The sequence below is a fragment of the Acinetobacter seifertii genome, from assembly GCF_000368065.1.
GTDB classification, from domain to species: Bacteria; Pseudomonadota; Gammaproteobacteria; order Pseudomonadales; family Moraxellaceae; genus Acinetobacter; species Acinetobacter seifertii.
On record NZ_KB851195.1, the window covers coordinates 1 to 17,751 of the forward strand.

13 protein-coding genes and 1 pseudogene are annotated in these 17,751 nt (G+C 38.6%); 10 read left to right on the forward strand and 4 right to left on the reverse strand.

Features of this window, described 5'->3' with window-relative positions:
• Positions 1–169 precede the first annotated feature (169 nt).
• The 5 genes from dnaA to cybC all read left to right on the forward strand — a co-directional run bounded on the left by dnaA (position 170) and on the right by cybC (position 6,861).
• A complete protein-coding gene (gene dnaA / locus F985_RS04845) occupies positions 170–1,567 on the forward strand; it encodes a chromosomal replication initiator protein DnaA (protein ID WP_004698159.1) in 1,398 nt (465 codons plus the stop codon).
• Positions 1,568–1,664: 97 nt separating this feature from the next.
• Entirely contained in the window at positions 1,665–2,813 is a 1,149-nt protein-coding gene (gene dnaN / locus F985_RS04850; protein ID WP_004698161.1) for a DNA polymerase III subunit beta, read from the forward strand.
• 14 nt (positions 2,814–2,827) lie between these two features.
• Positions 2,828–3,910, forward strand: a complete 1,083-nt coding sequence (gene recF / locus F985_RS04855) for a DNA replication/repair protein RecF (RefSeq protein WP_004698163.1) — start codon at positions 2,828–2,830, stop codon at positions 3,908–3,910.
• Between the two features lie 52 nt (positions 3,911–3,962).
• Positions 3,963–6,431: a DNA topoisomerase (ATP-hydrolyzing) subunit B gene (gyrB, locus tag F985_RS04860; RefSeq protein ID WP_004698165.1), complete on the forward strand. Its 2,469-nt coding sequence runs from the start codon at positions 3,963–3,965 to the stop codon at positions 6,429–6,431.
• A gap of 37 nt (positions 6,432–6,468) precedes the next feature.
• Positions 6,469–6,861 carry a cytochrome b562 gene (gene cybC, locus F985_RS04865; RefSeq protein ID WP_004698167.1) on the forward strand — a complete coding sequence of 131 codons (393 nt, stop codon included), beginning with the start codon at positions 6,469–6,471 and terminating at the stop codon, positions 6,859–6,861.
• Positions 6,862–6,943: 82 nt separating this feature from the next.
• Here the strand turns inward: cybC and F985_RS04870 are convergent, their stop codons facing one another.
• Both F985_RS04870 and F985_RS04875 read right to left on the reverse strand, forming a co-directional pair.
• Entirely contained in the window at positions 6,944–7,501 is a 558-nt protein-coding gene (locus F985_RS04870) for a VTT domain-containing protein (protein ID WP_002051888.1), read from the reverse strand.
• A gap of 266 nt (positions 7,502–7,767) precedes the next feature.
• Positions 7,768–9,699, reverse strand: coding sequence for an ATP-binding cassette domain-containing protein (locus tag F985_RS04875; RefSeq protein ID WP_004698171.1), 1,932 nt, complete (start codon positions 9,697–9,699; stop codon positions 7,768–7,770).
• A 252-nt stretch (positions 9,700–9,951) separates the two neighbouring features.
• On the opposite strand from F985_RS04875, the gene F985_RS04880 reads away from it, so the two are divergent.
• The 4 genes from F985_RS04880 to erpA all read left to right on the forward strand — a co-directional run bounded on the left by F985_RS04880 (position 9,952) and on the right by erpA (position 14,037).
• Complete coding sequence (locus F985_RS04880) at positions 9,952–10,956, forward strand: putative solute-binding protein (protein WP_004698177.1); 1,005 nt, start codon at positions 9,952–9,954, stop codon at positions 10,954–10,956.
• Positions 10,957–11,211: 255 nt separating this feature from the next.
• Positions 11,212–12,219, forward strand: coding sequence for a putative solute-binding protein (locus tag F985_RS04885; RefSeq protein ID WP_004698179.1), 1,008 nt, complete (start codon positions 11,212–11,214; stop codon positions 12,217–12,219).
• A 353-nt stretch (positions 12,220–12,572) separates the two neighbouring features.
• Complete coding sequence (locus F985_RS04890) at positions 12,573–13,577, forward strand: putative solute-binding protein (protein WP_004698181.1); 1,005 nt, start codon at positions 12,573–12,575, stop codon at positions 13,575–13,577.
• A 124-nt stretch (positions 13,578–13,701) separates the two neighbouring features.
• Positions 13,702–14,037, forward strand: a complete 336-nt coding sequence (gene erpA / locus F985_RS04895; protein ID WP_002115421.1) for an iron-sulfur cluster insertion protein ErpA — start codon at positions 13,702–13,704, stop codon at positions 14,035–14,037.
• A 60-nt stretch (positions 14,038–14,097) separates the two neighbouring features.
• Here erpA and F985_RS04900 read toward each other — a convergent pair.
• A pseudogene (locus F985_RS04900) lies at positions 14,098–14,941 on the reverse strand (alpha/beta fold hydrolase).
• Between the two features lie 127 nt (positions 14,942–15,068).
• A complete protein-coding gene (locus tag F985_RS04905; protein WP_004698186.1) occupies positions 15,069–16,196 on the reverse strand; it encodes an anhydro-N-acetylmuramic acid kinase in 1,128 nt (375 codons plus the stop codon).
• A gap of 61 nt (positions 16,197–16,257) precedes the next feature.
• Between F985_RS04905 and tyrS the strand changes: the two genes are divergently transcribed.
• On the forward strand, positions 16,258–17,490 hold the full coding sequence (tyrS, locus tag F985_RS04910; protein WP_025469049.1) for a tyrosine--tRNA ligase: 1,233 nt from the start codon (positions 16,258–16,260) through the stop codon (positions 17,488–17,490).
• Positions 17,491–17,751: the final 261 nt, after the last annotated feature.

Consider the following 17,751-nt stretch of genomic DNA (forward strand, 5'->3'; position numbering starts at 1 on the left):
CAATTGGTTTTGAATTTAAATTTATTCACAAGAGTTTTCTTTTTAGACAAAATCAACTGAAATCGTCATGACAGATGTGGATAACTTGGGTAGAATGGCGACCCCTTCTTATCAGGAAGGGTTAATCTTTAAATGATTTGAATTTAAAACGCAGACATAGGGGATACACATGCTTTGGACAGACTGCTTAACTCGCTTGCGACAAGAGCTCTCTGATAACGTCTTTGCGATGTGGATTCGCCCTTTAGTAGCTGAAGAAGTGGAGGGTATACTACGTCTATATGCTCCTAATCCTTATTGGACGCGTTATATTCAAGAGAATCATTTAGAGTTAATTTCTATATTGGCAGAACAATTGTCAGAAGGGCGAGTGCGTCAAGTTGAAATCTTGGTCGATTCCCGTCCTGGTAGTATTTTGTCTTCTAATGAGCAACCTGCAACTACTACAGCAGCTTTACAGACTGCTCCTGTAGCTCAACCTGTTAAGGTTAAAAAGGAAGTAGAAGCTGTTGCTAATAATGTTGTTAATCCTAAAACATCAAAAAAGAAGCTTTTAAATCCACAATTTACATTTTCTTTATTTGTTGAAGGCCGTTCTAACCAGATGGCTGCTGAAACATGTAGGAAGGTTTTAACGCAATTAGGTGCATCTCAACACAATCCTTTGTTTTTATATGGTCCAACGGGCCTTGGTAAAACTCACTTAATGCAAGCAGTTGGTAATGCATTGCTCCAAGCTAAGCCGAATGCGAGAGTCATGTATATGACTTCGGAAAGTTTTGTACAGGATTTTGTGAGTTCCTTACAAAAAGGAAAGGTTGAAGAATTTAAGAAAAATTGTCGTTCTCTAGATTTATTATTAGTTGATGATATTCACCTTTTGGCTGGTAAAGAAGCTAGTCTTGTTGAGTTCTTTTATACATTTAACGCCTTACTTGATGAATCTAAACAAATTATTTTAACCTCTGATCGCTATCCTAAAGAATTAACAGAACTTGATCCTCGATTAGTTTCTCGTTTTTCTTGGGGGCTATCAGTCGGTGTTGAACCACCAGATATTGAAACCCGAATCGAAATTTTACTTAAAAAAGCTGAAAATAGTGGCGTTGATTTGCCTAGAAACTGCGCATTATTTATTGCTCAACAAGTTGTAGCGAACGTACGTGAACTTGAAGGTGCTTTAAATAAAGTTGTTGCGATTTCGCGTTTTAAAGGTGCTCCGATTGACCTTGATGTCGTACGAGAGTCTTTAAAAGATGTATTGGCGATTCGTGCACGTACAATTAGTGTAGAAAATATACAACGCGTGGTGAGTGAATATTTCCGTATCCCGTTAAAAGAATTAGTTGGTCCAAAACGAACACGAATTTATGCACGACCACGTCAATTGGCGATGGGGCTTGCTCGTGAATTGACGGGTGATAGTTTTCCTGAAATCGGAATGGCTTTTGGTGGACGAGACCATAGCACCGTAATGCATGCGTGTGAAAAAGTGGTTAGTTTGCGGGGAGAAGATCCTATCTTTGACGAAGATTATAAGAACTTATTACGTCTTCTTCAGAGTTAATGAAATCATAAGACGTTGTTGCAAAGTCTCCATAAGTGCAGCATAGTACACAGCTAAAAAATGAAATGTTTGCTCCAAGTTGCTAGAGGAATGAATCGTGCGTTTGAAAATCGCTAAAGAAAGTTTACTCAATGTTTTATCGCATGTTGTCGGTGCGGTAGAACGTCGTCATACCTTGAATATTCTTTCAAACGTCAAAATTCAGACTAATGGTCAAGCACTCACCATTACAGGTTCGGATTTAGAAGTTGAACTGGTGGCGAGTACTGCTTTATCAGAAGGGGCGTGCCTTGAAGCAGGTGAAACAACTGTTCCTGCGCGTAAGTTGATGGACATTTGTAAATCTTTGCCTGCAGCTGCATTAATTGATTTACAAATTACTGAAGATCAACGATGTATTTTAAAGTCTGGTAATAGCCGTTTTGTATTAGGTACTCTGCCAGCTGAAGATTATCCGTTACTCAATACTGAGAATAGCCAAGGTACACAAGTACAGGTGACTCAACGTGAATTAAAGCGTTTATTTGAAAAAACTGCTTTTGCAATGGCTGTACAAGATGTACGTTTTTATTTAACAGGTACTTTGTTAGAAATTGATGAAAATCAATTACGTGCAGTAACAACTGATGGCCACCGTCTTGCTCTTTGTGAAATTTTGGCTTCTTCTAGTTCATCTCAATTAGTACAAGCAATTGTGCCGCGTAAAGCTGTTGGTGAATTACAACGTTTACTGAGTATTGAAGATGAGCAACTTACTTTGCTTATTGGTCGTGAATTATTAAATGTAACGATTAATACGCCAAGTCGTGATAAAGAACAAGGTGATATTACCGTTCGTTTTACGACGAAATTGATTGACGGAAAATTCCCTGACTACCGCCGTGTTATTCCACGTGGTGGTGATAAACATGTTTTGATTGGTCATGATGTATTTAAGCAATCATTACAGCGTGTTGCAATTTTAAGTAATGAAAAATTACGTGGTGTTTTCTTAAACTTTAATCAAGATTCTTTGCAGCTGCGTGCAAATAACCCTGAACAAGATGAAGCGATTGAAGATTTAGCAATCCAATATCAAAATTCACCATTAGAAATGTCATTTAATGCTCAATATTTGCTTGATGTATTAGGTGTATTAGATGGTGATGATGTCAATATGAGCATGACTGAGGCGAACCAATCAGTATTGGTACAAGATCCAGCTCACCCTGATCAGACTTACGTTGTTATGCCGATGCGTGTTTAATTTGGTTTAATTCTATGCATCTTACGCGTTTAAACATAGAACGTGTGCGTAATTTAAAAACGGTTGCACTCCATGGTTTGCAACCGTTTAATGTTTTTTATGGCGCCAACGGTTCAGGAAAAACTTCAATTCTGGAAGCAATTCATTTGCTTGCAACAGGTCGTTCATTTCGTACACATATTCCAAAGAATTATATTCAATATGAAGCTGACGACGCGATTGTATTTGCTCAATCGATGACTGAAAAAATTGGTATGCAGAAACTTGCTTCTGGTGAGCAGTTGATGAAAGTGAATGGCGATACGGTAGCAACACAAGGTCAGCTCGCCAAATTACTTCCTTTACAGCATATTGACCCCCAAAGTACAGATATTATTGATCATGGCGCTAAGCCAAGACGTCAGCTTCTAGATTGGCTGATGTTCCACGTGGAACCTGAATTTTATTTTGCATGGCAATACTACTCCCGTGCATTAAAACAGCGAAATACCTTACTCAAAACAAGACGCAATCTTTCTTTGGCTGATTTAGAGCCGTGGAACAAAATGTTGAGTGATTATGGTGAAATTTTACACTCTCAGCGTTTAAGCATCGTAGAACAATGGAATGTTTATTTTCAAAATGACTTAAGTCAATTGCTGCCTGATTTAGAGATTGAACTGGAATATAGCCCAGGTTTTCATACTGAGCAGGGACTCATGCAAGACTTGTTAAATCAGCATCAAAAAGACATTGAAAGACGTTATACAGAGTATGGTCCACATCGAGCTGATTTGCGCTTAAAAACACCCTTTGGACACGCAGATGATGTTTTATCAAGAGGTCAGAAAAAACTCCTGATTATTGCTTTAAAACTGTCACAAATTGCAATGTTGCATGCGAGTAATAAGGAAACTGTGGTATTATTAGATGATCTGACAGCAGAATTAGACTTAACCGCACAACAACGTTTAATTGAACGATTAAGCCAACTTGGTAGCCAGGTTTTTATGACAACTTTAGATCATGCTTCGGTAAAAAAACACTTACATGATCTGTCCATTTCATATCAATTATTCAATGTTGAATCCGGTCAAGTTAGTCTTGCTTCACCATAATTTTTTGATGTTACCCATCTTTGAATAAACCTATATTTGCTAGGGAGAAACCATGAGTTCAGAGTCTCAATCAGCCTCTCAAACAGAACAAACCAATGAAAAGGCTTATGATTCCTCTAGTATTAAAGTATTACGTGGATTAGATGCAGTTCGTAAACGTCCGGGCATGTATATTGGGGATACAGACGACGGTACCGGTTTACACCATATGGTATTCGAGGTTGTCGATAACGCAATCGATGAAGCCTTAGCTGGCCACTGTGATGAAATCATTGTTACGATTCACGAAGATGAATCTGTGAGTGTTTCAGACAATGGTCGTGGTATTCCAACTGATATTCACCCTGAAGAAGGTGTTTCTGCAGCCGAAGTAATTCTTACTATTCTGCACGCAGGTGGTAAGTTCGATGACAACAGCTATAAAGTTTCAGGCGGTTTACACGGGGTAGGTGTTTCAGTTGTAAATGCACTTTCAAGTAAACTGCATTTAATTATTAATCGTGCTGGCCAAGTTCATGAGCAAGAATATCAACACGGCGATCCGCAATATCCTTTACGTGTGATTGGTGAAACGGATAGTAGTGGTACAACTGTACGTTTCTGGCCAAGTGAACTAACTTTTAGTCAAACCATTTTTAACGTTGAAATTTTAGCGCGTCGTTTACGTGAGCTTTCTTTCTTAAATGCGGGCGTCCGTATCGTTTTACGTGATGAGCGTATTAATCTTGAGCATGTATATGACTACGAAGGTGGTTTATCTGAGTTTGTAAAATACATTAACGAAGGTAAAACTCATCTCAATGAGATCTTCCATTTCACCGCAGATACCGAAAGTGGTATTGGTGTAGAAGTTGCATTGCAGTGGAATGAAAGTTATCAAGAAAACGTTCGTTGTTTCACAAACAACATTCCGCAAAAAGATGGTGGTACGCACTTAGCAGGTTTCCGTGCTGCTTTAACGCGTGGCTTAAACCAGTATCTTGAAAATGAAAACATTCTCAAGAAAGAGAAAGTCAATGTTACTGGTGATGATGCGCGTGAAGGTTTAACGGCGATTATTTCAGTTAAAGTTCCTGATCCAAAATTCTCGTCTCAAACGAAAGAAAAATTGGTATCAAGTGAAGTAAAACCGGCGGTTGAGCAAGCAATGAACAAAGAGTTCTCTGCTTACTTATTAGAAAACCCACAAGCTGCAAAATCGATTGCTGGAAAGATTATTGACGCTGCACGTGCACGTGATGCTGCGCGTAAGGCACGTGAAATGACACGCCGTAAGAGTGCGTTAGATATCGCTGGTTTACCAGGTAAATTAGCTGACTGTCAGGAAAAAGACCCAGCACTTTCTGAATTATATCTTGTCGAGGGTGACTCTGCGGGTGGTAGTGCCAAGCAAGGTCGTAACCGTAAAATGCAGGCTATTTTACCTTTGAAAGGTAAGATCTTGAACGTTGAACGTGCTCGCTTTGACAAAATGATTTCGAGTCAGGAAGTAGGTACATTAATTACAGCACTTGGCTGTGGTATTGGCCGTGAAGAATATAACCCTGACAAGCTTCGCTATCATAAAATTATCATCATGACCGATGCCGACGTCGATGGTTCTCACATCCGTACATTGTTATTAACGTTCTTCTTTCGTCAAATGCCAGAGTTGGTTGAACGTGGTCATATCTATATTGCACAGCCACCTTTGTATAAGTTGAAAAAAGGTAAGCAAGAGCAATACATCAAAGATAACGATGCATTAGAAACATACTTAATTTCAAATGCGATTGATGAGCTTGCTTTACATATTAGTGCTGAAGCGCCTGCGATTACAGGCGAAGCATTGGCAAAAGTGATTCAGGACTATCAAGTTTCACAAAAAAGCCTACAGCGTTTAACATTGCGTTATCCAGCGAGCTTGCTTGATGCATTACTTGAAATGGAAGCGTTTAAAGCTGACCAGAATCATGATCAAGCTTATGTACAACAATGGGCTGATCAAGTACGTGAAGCTATTCAACGACTACAGCCAAGTTTGCGTCCAGAAATTACACTGGAAACCTTTGAGCGTGAAAATGCTCAGGGTGAGAAAACTGCGCATTATTGGCCACGTGTGACAGTGTATGTTCATAACTTACCACATGCTTACTTACTTGATGCTGGCTTACTAAATTCAGCAGAATATGCTCGTTTATTGAAGAACTCGAAGAGTTGGTTCAAATTGATTGAAGACGGTGCATATTTACAGAAAGGTGATCGCCGTATTCAAGTGGCTAACTTCCATCAAGTATGGCAGCACATTTTGCAAGACTCACGTCGTGGAATGATGATTCAACGCTATAAAGGTCTGGGCGAGATGAATGCTGAACAGCTTTGGGAAACCACAATGGACCCTGAAAACCGTAATATGTTACAGGTGACTATTGATGATGCAATCGAAGCAGACCGTATGTTCTCATGCTTAATGGGTGATGATGTTGAACCACGTCGTGCTTTCATTGAAGAAAATGCATTAAATGCAGATATTGATGCTTAATTGATAGCTAGATTCTAAATCAGTCTAGGGAGAGAAGATGATGAGTCAAAAAATTTTAGCAAGTATGCTGATTTCATGTGCGGCTTTAGTGAGTCATTCTGCATTTGCAGCTGACTTGGAAGCCGACATGAAAACTTTAGCAAAGAGCACAAAAGCCTTCGCTGAAGCTAAAGATCTCAATAACGCAAAACAACAGCTTGTGATTATGCGTCAGGCAGCATTATCTTCAAAAAAATCTTTACCTCATAAGTTGGAGGGTTTACCGCCTGAAAATGTACAGGTAAAGCAATATCAAGCAGGTTTAGATCAGTTAGTTGCTGAGATTGATCGTGTTACAGTTTTGGTAAATAAGGGTCAATTAGACCAAGCAAAAACGGAAGCAATCAATTTAGTTAATATCCGTAATGAAAATCATAAGAAATTTAGATAACTTCATTTTTATCTAAATAAAATAAAGGGAATGATACAATCATTCCCTTTATTTTATTTGAAGGCACTAAATTTAAAAAAGATTAATTTTCTACTAAGTCTGTAACCTGAATGAGCGCGTGGCCAAATAAATATCCTGCTGTTAAGAGAATACAAATCCACAAAATAGCTCCAGCGACATTATAGATTAAAAATTTTCCATAACTCATATTGCTAGAGCCCGCAGCTAATGGTGCGAAAGAACGTGCAAAAGGAATAAAACGTGCCAGAAGAATAGTTTTGCCACCGTGTTGTAAGAAATAACGGTTGGTTTTATTTAAATACTCTTTCTTAATAAAACGTGATTTTGCTTCAAAAATTCTGTTACCAAAATGACGACCGATAGAATAATTCACAATATAGCCAAGCGTTGCAGCTACAGTCAGCAAAGTAATCATGTAACCTAGATGCATCATTTCAATCACTGAACACAAAGCACCAACGGTTAGAAGTAAGCTGTCCCCAGGTAAAAAGAACATAAATACAAAAGCTGTTTCAGAAAAAATAATCAAAAAGAGGATGGCATAGACCCATGCGCCATACTCCTGAATTAAAATAGGTAAAAAATGTTCAAAATTAGTAATAAAATCAATAAAATTCATTCAGTTTGTCTGATCCCGAATTAAATACCTACTAAACAAGGGTAAAAACGAAGTTACAGAATTTAGTTAAATTATCTGTGTATGGCAACCCTTAAGATGTAGCTTAAGTTTTATATGTTATCAAATTTGAATCTATCTCAAAAATTTAACAGCTGAATGAAATATTATTCGAAGTGATTCACATTTTTATATAGTAGCGCAAATAAAGCTCTTATTTGAACTAAAAGCCTGTACTGCTATTTAAAAATACCAGCACAGGCAAGAACTTAGTTCTCGAAAGAGGCTTCCATTTCCTCAAGTTCCATCATGAGTTCTAAAAGTTGCTCTTCATATTGCTCAAGTTTAGCTTTGAGTTCAGTTTGTTCATTCATCAGCTTAAGCAAATCATCTTTACGTGCAGCCTCATATAATGAGCTGTCTGCTAAAGCTTCTTCAATCTTAGCAAGCTGTGGCTGTAGCTTTTCAATTTGAGATTCAGCTTTTTCAATATTTTTACGAATAGGTCGAGTTTGTTCACGACGACGCGCGGCTTCTTTACGCTGTGCTTCTTTATCGATTTTAGCTGGGGCAGAAGTGGTAGAGGACGAGTTATTTTGTGCTACGGCAGTTTGAGCATTAATTTGTTGCTGACGGGCTTCACGTAGCCATTTAGCATAATCCTGCAAATCACCTTCAAACTCGGTACATTTACCGCCGTGTACTAAAAGAAGCTCATCACACACACTGGCAATAAGTTGACGTTCATGGGAAACCAGTACGACAGCACCTTCAAAATCTTGTAAAGCCATGCTCAGCGCATGTCGCATATCAAGATCTAAATGGTTCGTTGGTTCATCGAGAATTAAAACATTTGGACGCTGCCATACAATCAGTGCCAGAGCCAAACGAGCGCGTTCTCCACCAGAAAAGCTTTCACATGGTGTATCCATGCGTTCACCACTGAAGCCGAAACTACCTAAGAAAGAGCGTAGGGTAGCTTCACTAATTTGTTTATCTGCTATACGGGCAAGCTGTAACATTGGGCTAGCGTGACCATCTAAAGCATCCATCTGGTGCTGCGCAAAGTAACCAATATTAAGCAGCTCGGAAGCTTTACGTTCACCTGCTAAAAGTGGTAAATCACCCACCAAGCTCTTAATTAATGTTGATTTACCTGCGCCATTCATACCGAGTAAACCAATACGCGAGTTTGGTGTAATTTGAAGTCTAATTTTTTCAGCGATTTGTTTATCGCCATAACCTATGCAGGCATTGTCTAAGGTCAGCAACGGTGAACTCATTTTTGTCGGTTCACGGAAACTAAAAGTAAACGGCGTATCGACATGAGCTGGAGCGAGTTGTTGCATACGCTCAAGTTGTTTAATACGACTTTGTGCCTGACGAGCTTTAGTGGCTTTTGCTTTGAAACGGTCAATAAATTTTTGTAGGTGAGCACGTGTTTCTTGCTGCTTCTCAAAAGCTTGTTGTTGTTGTGCTAAACGTTCACTTCGAGTTGTTTCAAATGTTGAATAGTTACCCGTATAAAGCGTGAGTTCCTGATTCTCAATATGGAGAATATGATCTGTAATCGCATCTAAAAAGTCGCGGTCATGCGAAATGAGGATGAGGGTACCTTCATAGGCTTTAAGCCAGTCTTCTAACCACAAAATTGCATCTAAGTCTAAGTGGTTGGTTGGTTCGTCTAGTAATAATAAATCGGAACGGCTCATAAGGGTACGCGCCAAGTTTAAGCGCATGCGCCATCCACCAGAGAAACTCTCAACGTTCAAACGCAATTGATTTTCTAGAAAACCTAAGCCCGCCATGAGCTGTGCAGCTTTAGATGGTGCTGAATAACCATGAATTTCATCAAAACGACCATGTAATTTAGCTAACTCAAAGTCACTTAGTTGATCTGGATGAGCAAGCTTATTTTGAATATCCCAAAACTCTTCATCACCTGAAAGAACAAAATCAATTGCTGGCATATCCAAAGCTTTTACTTCTTGTGCCATATGCGCAACAGTCCAGCCTGTAGGACGGGTAAGCGAACCTTCATCTGCGCTTAAACTTCCAAGTAACGCTGCAAATAAAGTTGATTTACCTGCTCCATTGACCCCAGTCAGACCAATCTTCCAACCTGGGTGTAATTGCATAGACGCTTTTTGAAATAGAACACGTCCACCGCGGCGTAAAGAAACTTGGTCAAATTGAATCATCTTGTTTTATCGAGGTGAGTTAGGGATGCTGTATTTTAAAGAGAACTGACCGTGAAGACAAAGTTTTAGCAGTTTTAGTTTATAAATGCTGGGATTGCATGGCTAAACCTATCTCTATTTAAGCTATTCGTCTGAAAATATCTAAATTTTTAACGAGATAGACCACTTTTTAAAAAATATGGCTAAAATAAAAACAATTTAAAACTTGGTTGATAAATGAACTCCTAATAAAACTAGACTAAGGAAAGTCAAATGAAAAAAGGATTGGGGATAATTGGTACAGTATTTTGCTGTGCTATGGGAACAGCACATGCTGGGCAAAATGTATGTGTATTCGATTTATTGGGAAAATCAGGTGAATCCTACAAAATGATGGAAGAGTGGGCACTTGCAGCCAAAAGTTGGCAAGCTGACATTACTTTAATTCCATTTCAAGATGAAGCTTTGGTAGATCGTAGACTGCGAGAGGGAAAATGTGACGCAGCTTATATGACCTCTATGCGAGCAAGAAATTATAATAAATTTGCAGGTTCAATTGATGCGATTGGTGGTGTGACCAGTAATGCAATTGCTCAAAAGGCGATTAGTTATGTTTTAGATCAACGTAATAAACATCGCATGGTAACTACACAAAATGGAACAAACTACGAGGTTGTGGGTATTGTACAGATTGGTTTGGCTTATTTGTTTGTAAGAGATAAAAGCCTGAACTCAATTGAAAAAGTACGTGGTACTAAATTTGCTATTTTACAGTATGACGCAGCGCAAAAAATTATGGTTGAAAGTGTCGGTGCACATCCTATTCCATCGGAAATTACCGATTTTGTGAAAAAGTTTAATAGTGGCCAAGTCGAAGCAATTGCCGCACCTGCTTATGCTTATAAACCCTTAGAAATTGGTAAAGGTGTAGGAACGAATGGAGCAATGTTCACTTTTCCTGTTGTTAACGTTACAGGGGATTTAATAACAAGAAATGATAGATTTCCAGCCAACTTTGGAATCAAGTCTCGTGAATGGTTTATTAAACAGTTACCGCAAAACTTCAATATGGTAAAACAGTTGGAAGCAGGAGTACCGCCTAGAATTAAATTAAATTTTTCAGCTGAGGATAAGCTGAAATACCAAAAAATATTGCGTGAAGGACGGCTCAAATTAACCAAGCAAGGTGTCTATGATGCGACCATGATGAGTGTGCTGAAGCGTGCACGTTGTACGATTGAACGGACTAATTTTGAATGTACGCTCAATGATGAGTAGTTTGTTTTTTAATCACAAAATCGCTACACATATTTCAAAGCTGAATATGGGTATGAAAATTGTGAATATAAAAAGTAACTTACGGAAAATTAGAGATTTTTACTTCTAATAAATAATTTAAATAGAACAAACAATGATCCAATCAGATAAAAATATTTGAGTAAAAGCTCTATTTTTTTCTAAAAAACATGATTAATATCTGTGTTTGAAAGGAAACTTCAAACAAAAAATCTATTCCGTGGAAGGATGAAGAAAATGAAAAAAATCGTACTTGCTATGGCTGCCGCTTCTGTTGTTGGTTTTTCTGCTTCAGCACAAGCAGCGAGTACCGTGTGTGTATTCGACCTCTTAGGAAAAGCAGGCGACTCATATAAAATGATGGAAGAATGGGCTCTAGCTGCAAAAGGCTGGGGTACTGAAATTAACTTAGTTCCTCGTCAGGACGAGGCTGTTGCAGATAATGATTTTAAAGCTGGTAAATGTGATGCTGTAGCAATGACTGCTATGCGTGCACGCCAATATAACAAATTCGCAGGATCAATCGACTCGCTTGGTGGTGTTCCTAACAACCAAATCGCACAGCGTGCTATTACCTATGTATTAGATGCACGTAATGCTGCAAAAATGACAACTAACCTTGGTGGTAAAAAATACGAAGTTGCTGGTATCTCTCCGCTAGGTTCAGCATTTATTTTCGTACGTGACAAAAACATCAACTCTGTTGAAAAAGCTGCGGGTAAAAAATTCGCCGTATTAGGCTATGACGATGCACAAAAAATTATGGTGCAACGTGTAGGTGCTCAGGCAGTTCTTTCTGATATTTCAAACTTTGCTGCTAAATTTAACAATGGTCAGGTAGATATGGTAGGTGCGCCTGCTTATGCATACAAACCATTAGAACTAAACAAAGGTTTAGGTGCAAACGGTGTAATGTGGAACTTCCCAGTTTTACACGTAACTGCTGACCTTGTATTACGTGCAGATAAATTCCCAGCGGGCTTTGGTCAAAAATCTCGTGATTGGTTCGTAAAACAATTACCTAAAAACTTTGCAATGATTAACCGCCTAGAAGCACAGATTCCGGGTAAATACAAAATGAACCTAAGTGCTGAAGACAAACTTAAGTACCAAAAAATGTTACGTGATGGTCGTATGGACTTAACGAAACGTGGTATTTACGATGCGGGTATGATGTCTGTATTGAAAAAAGCACGTTGTTCTGTAGACAAAGCTAACTTTGAATGTTCAATGGCTGGTGAATAATTCATATTGATCTTAAAAGCCTAGACTTAGTTCTAGGCTTTTTTGCTTTATATAGGCTGTCAATTCAGCCATTGTGGATAGTTAGAAAGACGTTAAGCTAAATTAGATAAAAACTTCATAAGGAAACATGAAGGTATAAAAATGGATCAAGGACTTGAGTGATTAAAAATAATTGCTAATAGGTAGGTCAATCACTATCTATTTTTCATGGAAGTAAAATCATAAAAGCAAATTCGGTCTATAAAAATATTCCAACATGATTTTTAGATGAAGCCTATCCGACTCATACCTGATCGGTATGAAATTTCTTGGTATCGAAAAACAAAAACTCCACAAGGAAAGGAACAACGAATATGCAATTTTCCAAAACGCTATTACTTGCTATGGGACTTACCACAGTTTCTTTTGCAGTTCAGGCTAAACAAACGGTATGTGTTTTTGACTTCGTTGGAAAAAATGGCGACGTTTATGCACTCATGAAAGATTATCAACTTGCCGCTAAAAACTGGGGAGCTGATATCGAACTAAAAGTAAACCAGAATGAAGCAGTAATTGCTGAAGATTTTAAAGCGGGTAAATGTGACGGCATTAGCGTATCGGGTATGCGTGGTCGCCAATTTAACTCATTTACTGGTTCATTAGATGCTATTGGTGCAATTCCTGACCTCAAGCTTGCTGTTAAAGTCATGCAAGGTTTAGCGAGTCCTACTTTTAGTAAATATATGGTTAATGGCCGCTACGAGGTTGTTGGTGTTATTCCCGTAGGAGATGCTTACCTTTTAGTAAACGACCGCAGCATTAATACGGTAGCCAAAGCTGCAGGTAAAAAAATTGCTGTACTAGATTACGATGAAGCGCAAAAGATTATGGTTCAGCAGGTAGGAGCACAGGCTGTGAGTGCTGATGTGACTAACTTTGGCGCTAAATTTAATAATCATCAGGTCGATATTATTGGTGCACCAGCAGCAGCGTTTAAACCTTTAGAACTACAAAAAGGCTTAGGTACGAAAGGAGCAATCGTTAACTATCCAATCTTACAGGTGACTGGAAATATTATTATTCGTCCAGATAAATTCCCAGCTGGATTTGGTCAGAAGTCTAGAGAATGGGTGGCAGGCCAGTTACCACGTGCGTTTACCATCTTAGGAAAAATGAAAGCGGATATTCCACAAAAATACTGGATGGATGTTCCTGCTGCAGATAAACCGGGCTATCAAAAGCTTATGCGTGAATCACGAATTAATCTTACAAAGCGCGGCGTTTATGATAAACGAATGATGAAACTATTATGGCAATTCCGTTGTAAACAAGATGCGAAAAACTTCGAATGTGGCTTACAAGATGAGAATTACAAATAATCTTGATAAAAATACTCAAGATTCGCTTTAAACTTCGAAGACAGACCCTATATTGATTATGCTATACTCAATATAGGGTCTTTTTTATTTTGAAAGGCACAGCAAAATCCGAGGAACCATCATCATGAATGCCCAAGCTCTAGTTTTGACAGATAATGCTGCCAATAAGGTACGCCAACTCCGTGATAGTGAAGGGAATGACGATCTCATGTTACGTGTATATGTAACAGGTGGTGGATGTTCAGGATTTTCGTATGGCTTCAATTTTGCTGAAAGCGTAAATGAAGATGACGCAGAATTCGTAAATGGCGATGTAAAAATGCTGGTTGACTCACTTAGCTACCAATACCTTATTGGTTCAGTAGTTGACTATGTAGAAGGCCTTGAAGGTTCGCGTTTTATTGTACAAAACCCGAATGCAACAACAACATGTGGTTGTGGTTCTTCATTCTCGATTTAAAAGAATTTTAAAATTTAAAAAAACCTCTCTATTTTGAGAGGTTTTTTATTGCCTATATCCTTACTCTTCACGCACAGATTCTAAAAAAATATTGCACGAGTTCTGGTGCATTTTGATATGGAATCCAATGCGATGCATCCATAAAAACTGCGTCATAACTATTTTTAAAATAATGTGAGTTTAGCTCCGCACTTTTTTCTGTAACGGCAATATCATGCTTACCCCAAATAAACAACGTTGGAACATCTATAGCTTTAAGCGAATTCCCAGCTTTATCCCAGAAAAATCCTCGATACCAATTTAACGCCGTTGTTAATCTATTTTCTTTTATAAATTCAGTTTCGAATATTTCAATTTGTTGTTCAGTCATGCCTGATGACTTTAGAAACTTACGGCCTAATTTCGGTATCTTTTTAAATAAAAGTTCGGGCAGAATCGGTAGCTGAAAAATTGCAAAATAATAAGATTTAAAAAGTTGTCTACTGCTTAAACAAGCTTTTAAAAATGCGGCTTGATGAGGTACAGAAACTAAAGTGAGATGTTGAATATATTGTGGATACTTCATGGCTACACTAGACGCAATTACAGAACCCCAGTCGTGCCCAATTAAATAAACTGGTTGACCAATCTGCTTAATAAAGCTTGCCACATCTTCTACAAGTTCACTCAGAGAATACTGAAATCGGCTTTGAGGCCTAGCATTTAAACTATAACCACGTTGATGAATCGCAAGCGTTCTAAATCCATGCTGATGCAATAGTTCAGAAGTTTGCTCCCAACTATGGGCAGTTTCTGGAAAACCATGCAATAAAACAACGAGCGGACCATCTAGAGGGCCTGAATCAATCACATCGAATGTCCAAGCCCCACGAGTGTATTGATGAATACGGTTGGTCAAATCCATAACAACATGCCTTAAATTATTTTTGTCGGCAGTTATCATGAGTTTTTATGTCCATTTACATAACAGCATTTCGGGTCAGTAAATGTGCTATGAGGTCGAATCTGACCAATCAAATCAATTAATAGTTTTATACCGCCGTGATCGTACCTAGAATTCTAAAATTAGAAGCACCTGTTACCGCTGGCAAATTACCACTTAAACCATTTACAAAACGCATAGCTAACCATGCAAATGCGGTAGCCTCCACCCAAGTAGGGGAGAGCCCTAAAACATCTGTAGGTTGAACAGACCAATTATGTTTACGTAAACGCCAACGTAATTGCTCTAACAAATAAGAGTTATAAGCACCACCACCACATACATATACTTCACCTGTTTCCATCTCAGAGCGATAAATCGCTTTTTGAATGGCACGCACAGTAAGCTTTAATAAAGTGGCTTGGATATTTTCAGGTGTATCTTCTAACTCATCATAAGTTAAATCATTTCGCCAATCGATTAACTGATCATCTAACCAGTCAATATTGAAGTCTTCACGTCCTGTGCTCTTAGGTGGTTCTTTAGAAAAATACTCATGTGCATGAAGACGGTCGAGTAAAGAACGAATAGGATGACCATAAGCGGCCCAATCGCCATTTTCATCATATGGGTGACCCGTATGGCGATGACACCATGCATCCATCAAAATATTCGCAGGTCCCGTATCAAAACCAAATACGCCGTCAGGATTATTGGCAGGCAACATACTTACATTGGCAATGCCACCTAAATTCAAAATCACACGATGAATGCTTGGATGTTGAAATAATGCCTGATGAAAAGCTGGTACTAATGGCGCACCTTGACCACCTGCTGCCATATCTCTACGACGGAAATCTGAAACAACAGGAATCTGAGTAATTTCAGTAATGATGTTTGGATCGCCAATTTGTAACGTAAAGCCATGCTCTGGACGATGACGAATAGTTTGCCCATGTGAACCAATCGCTTTAATTTGGCTACGGTCTAATTGATGCTTTTCAATTAAGCTATTAATCCCGTGACCAATCATTTTGGCTAGGGCAACATCGGCTTTACCCATGCGGTCAATTTCATTGTCATCGGGTAAAGTTAATGCCATAAGCTCATCACGTAACTCGGGTTCGAATGGAACTGTAAGAGTGGCATGAAGCTGTAGTGGCTCAAATGAAGCCGCAACAATATCTACACCATCCATACTAGTGCCAGTCATTACGCCGATATAGATTGCGCTCATATGCAACTTCCCCTGCAAGACGCTGAAAAAATGTTAGTATATCGCACAAATTGAATAACTGATGTGTTTAGGTTTTGTGATGTCAAATTTCTTGCCCGCCGAAGAACAGCTTGCCCTCATCCAACGAGGCACGCACGAAATTATTTCAGAAGAAGATTTACTGAAAAAGCTTAAAGAGAATCGTCCTCTTAAAATTAAAGCTGGTTTTGACCCTACGGCACCAGATTTACATTTAGGACATACGGTTCTTATTAACAAACTAAAAACGTTCCAAGACTTGGGCCATGAAGTTACCTTCTTAATTGGTGACTATACAGCGATGATCGGTGACCCAACTGGTAAAAGCGCGACGCGTCCGCCGTTGTCACGTGAACAAGTAGAAGCTAATGCTAAAACTTATCAAGAACAAGTTTTCAAAATATTAGATCCAAATAAAACAAAAGTACGTTTTAACTCAGAATGGTTTAATCAAAAGTCTGCTGCTGATCTTATTCAATTAGCAAGTCAGCAAACTGTATCTCGTATGTTAGAACGTGATGACTTTACTAAGCGTTATAGCAACCATCAGCCGATTGCAATTCATGAGTTTTTATATCCTCTAGTTCAAGGTTATGACTCAATTGCACTTGAAGCTGACGTTGAGTTAGGCGGAACAGACCAGACCTTTAACTTACTTATGGGTCGTACCTTACAAAGCCGTTATGGCCAAGAATCACAAGTATGTATCACTGTGCCGATTCTAGAAGGTCTAGATGGCGTAAATAAAATGTCTAAATCTTTAGGTAACTATATTGGTGTATTTGATACACCAGGGGCAATGTACCAAAAAGTTTTATCAATGCCAGACTCTTTAATCGAACGCTATTTCGATTTATTAAGCTTCAAATCTCTTGATGAAATCAAAGCTTTATTAGATGAAATTGCTGCTGGTCGTAATCCGCAGGAAGTAAAACGTATCCTTGCGCTTGAGCTAGTTGAACGCTTCCATGATGCAGAAGCAGCTGCTAATGCCCATAAGAGTGCTGGTAATCGTATTACAGAAGGTGAAGTACCTGAAGACACACCAGAAGTGACTATTTCACTTGGTGAGTTTGGAGGAGAAATCTTTATTGCTACGATTTTACGTGTAGCTGGATTAAATCCGAATGCTGCAGCTGCAAAAGATGCCGTAGCTCGTGGTGCAGTAAAAGTTGACTGGAATGCCGTTGATGCAAGCTTCTCTGTAAAAGAAAACGGAAGCTTCATTATTCAGTCAGGTAAAAAAGCAATTGCACGTGTAACGTTCACTGACTAAGAATGTTCTGTAGTGATAAAAAGCAGGAGTAATCCTGCTTTTTTTATTTCTGGATCATAAAATCAATTAAACGTTCCACGTGGAACCCACTAAACATAATTAATGATAAAAGAAGTAATTTAAAAATAAGAAGAAATATAGGTTGAAATAGAGTATTTACTCTATTGTTTCTTTGGAATCTTTGGAATCTTTGGAATCTTTGGAATCTTTGGAATCTTTGGAATCTTTGGAATCTTTGGAATCTTTGGAATCTTTGGAATC

What these genes read in the sequence shown, in the direction of transcription:
- dnaA (WP_004698159.1), top strand. Translation starts at nt 170, where the DNA reads ATGCTTTGGACAGACTGCTTAACTCGCTTGCGACAAGAGCTCTCTGAT.
- recF (WP_004698163.1), top strand. Translation starts at nt 2,828, where the DNA reads ATGCATCTTACGCGTTTAAACATAGAACGTGTGCGTAATTTAAAAACG.
- gyrB (WP_004698165.1), top strand. Translation starts at nt 3,963, where the DNA reads ATGAGTTCAGAGTCTCAATCAGCCTCTCAAACAGAACAAACCAATGAA.
- cybC (WP_004698167.1), top strand. Translation starts at nt 6,469, where the DNA reads ATGATGAGTCAAAAAATTTTAGCAAGTATGCTGATTTCATGTGCGGCT.
- F985_RS04870 (WP_002051888.1), bottom strand. Translation starts at nt 7,501, where the DNA reads ATGAATTTTATTGATTTTATTACTAATTTTGAACATTTTTTACCTATT.
- F985_RS04875 (WP_004698171.1), bottom strand. Translation starts at nt 9,699, where the DNA reads ATGATTCAATTTGACCAAGTTTCTTTACGCCGCGGTGGACGTGTTCTA.
- F985_RS04880 (WP_004698177.1), top strand. Translation starts at nt 9,952, where the DNA reads ATGAAAAAAGGATTGGGGATAATTGGTACAGTATTTTGCTGTGCTATG.
- F985_RS04885 (WP_004698179.1), top strand. Translation starts at nt 11,212, where the DNA reads ATGAAAAAAATCGTACTTGCTATGGCTGCCGCTTCTGTTGTTGGTTTT.
- F985_RS04890 (WP_004698181.1), top strand. Translation starts at nt 12,573, where the DNA reads ATGCAATTTTCCAAAACGCTATTACTTGCTATGGGACTTACCACAGTT.
- erpA (WP_002115421.1), top strand. Translation starts at nt 13,702, where the DNA reads ATGAATGCCCAAGCTCTAGTTTTGACAGATAATGCTGCCAATAAGGTA.
- F985_RS04905 (WP_004698186.1), bottom strand. Translation starts at nt 16,196, where the DNA reads ATGAGCGCAATCTATATCGGCGTAATGACTGGCACTAGTATGGATGGT.
- tyrS (WP_025469049.1), top strand. Translation starts at nt 16,258, where the DNA reads ATGTGTTTAGGTTTTGTGATGTCAAATTTCTTGCCCGCCGAAGAACAG.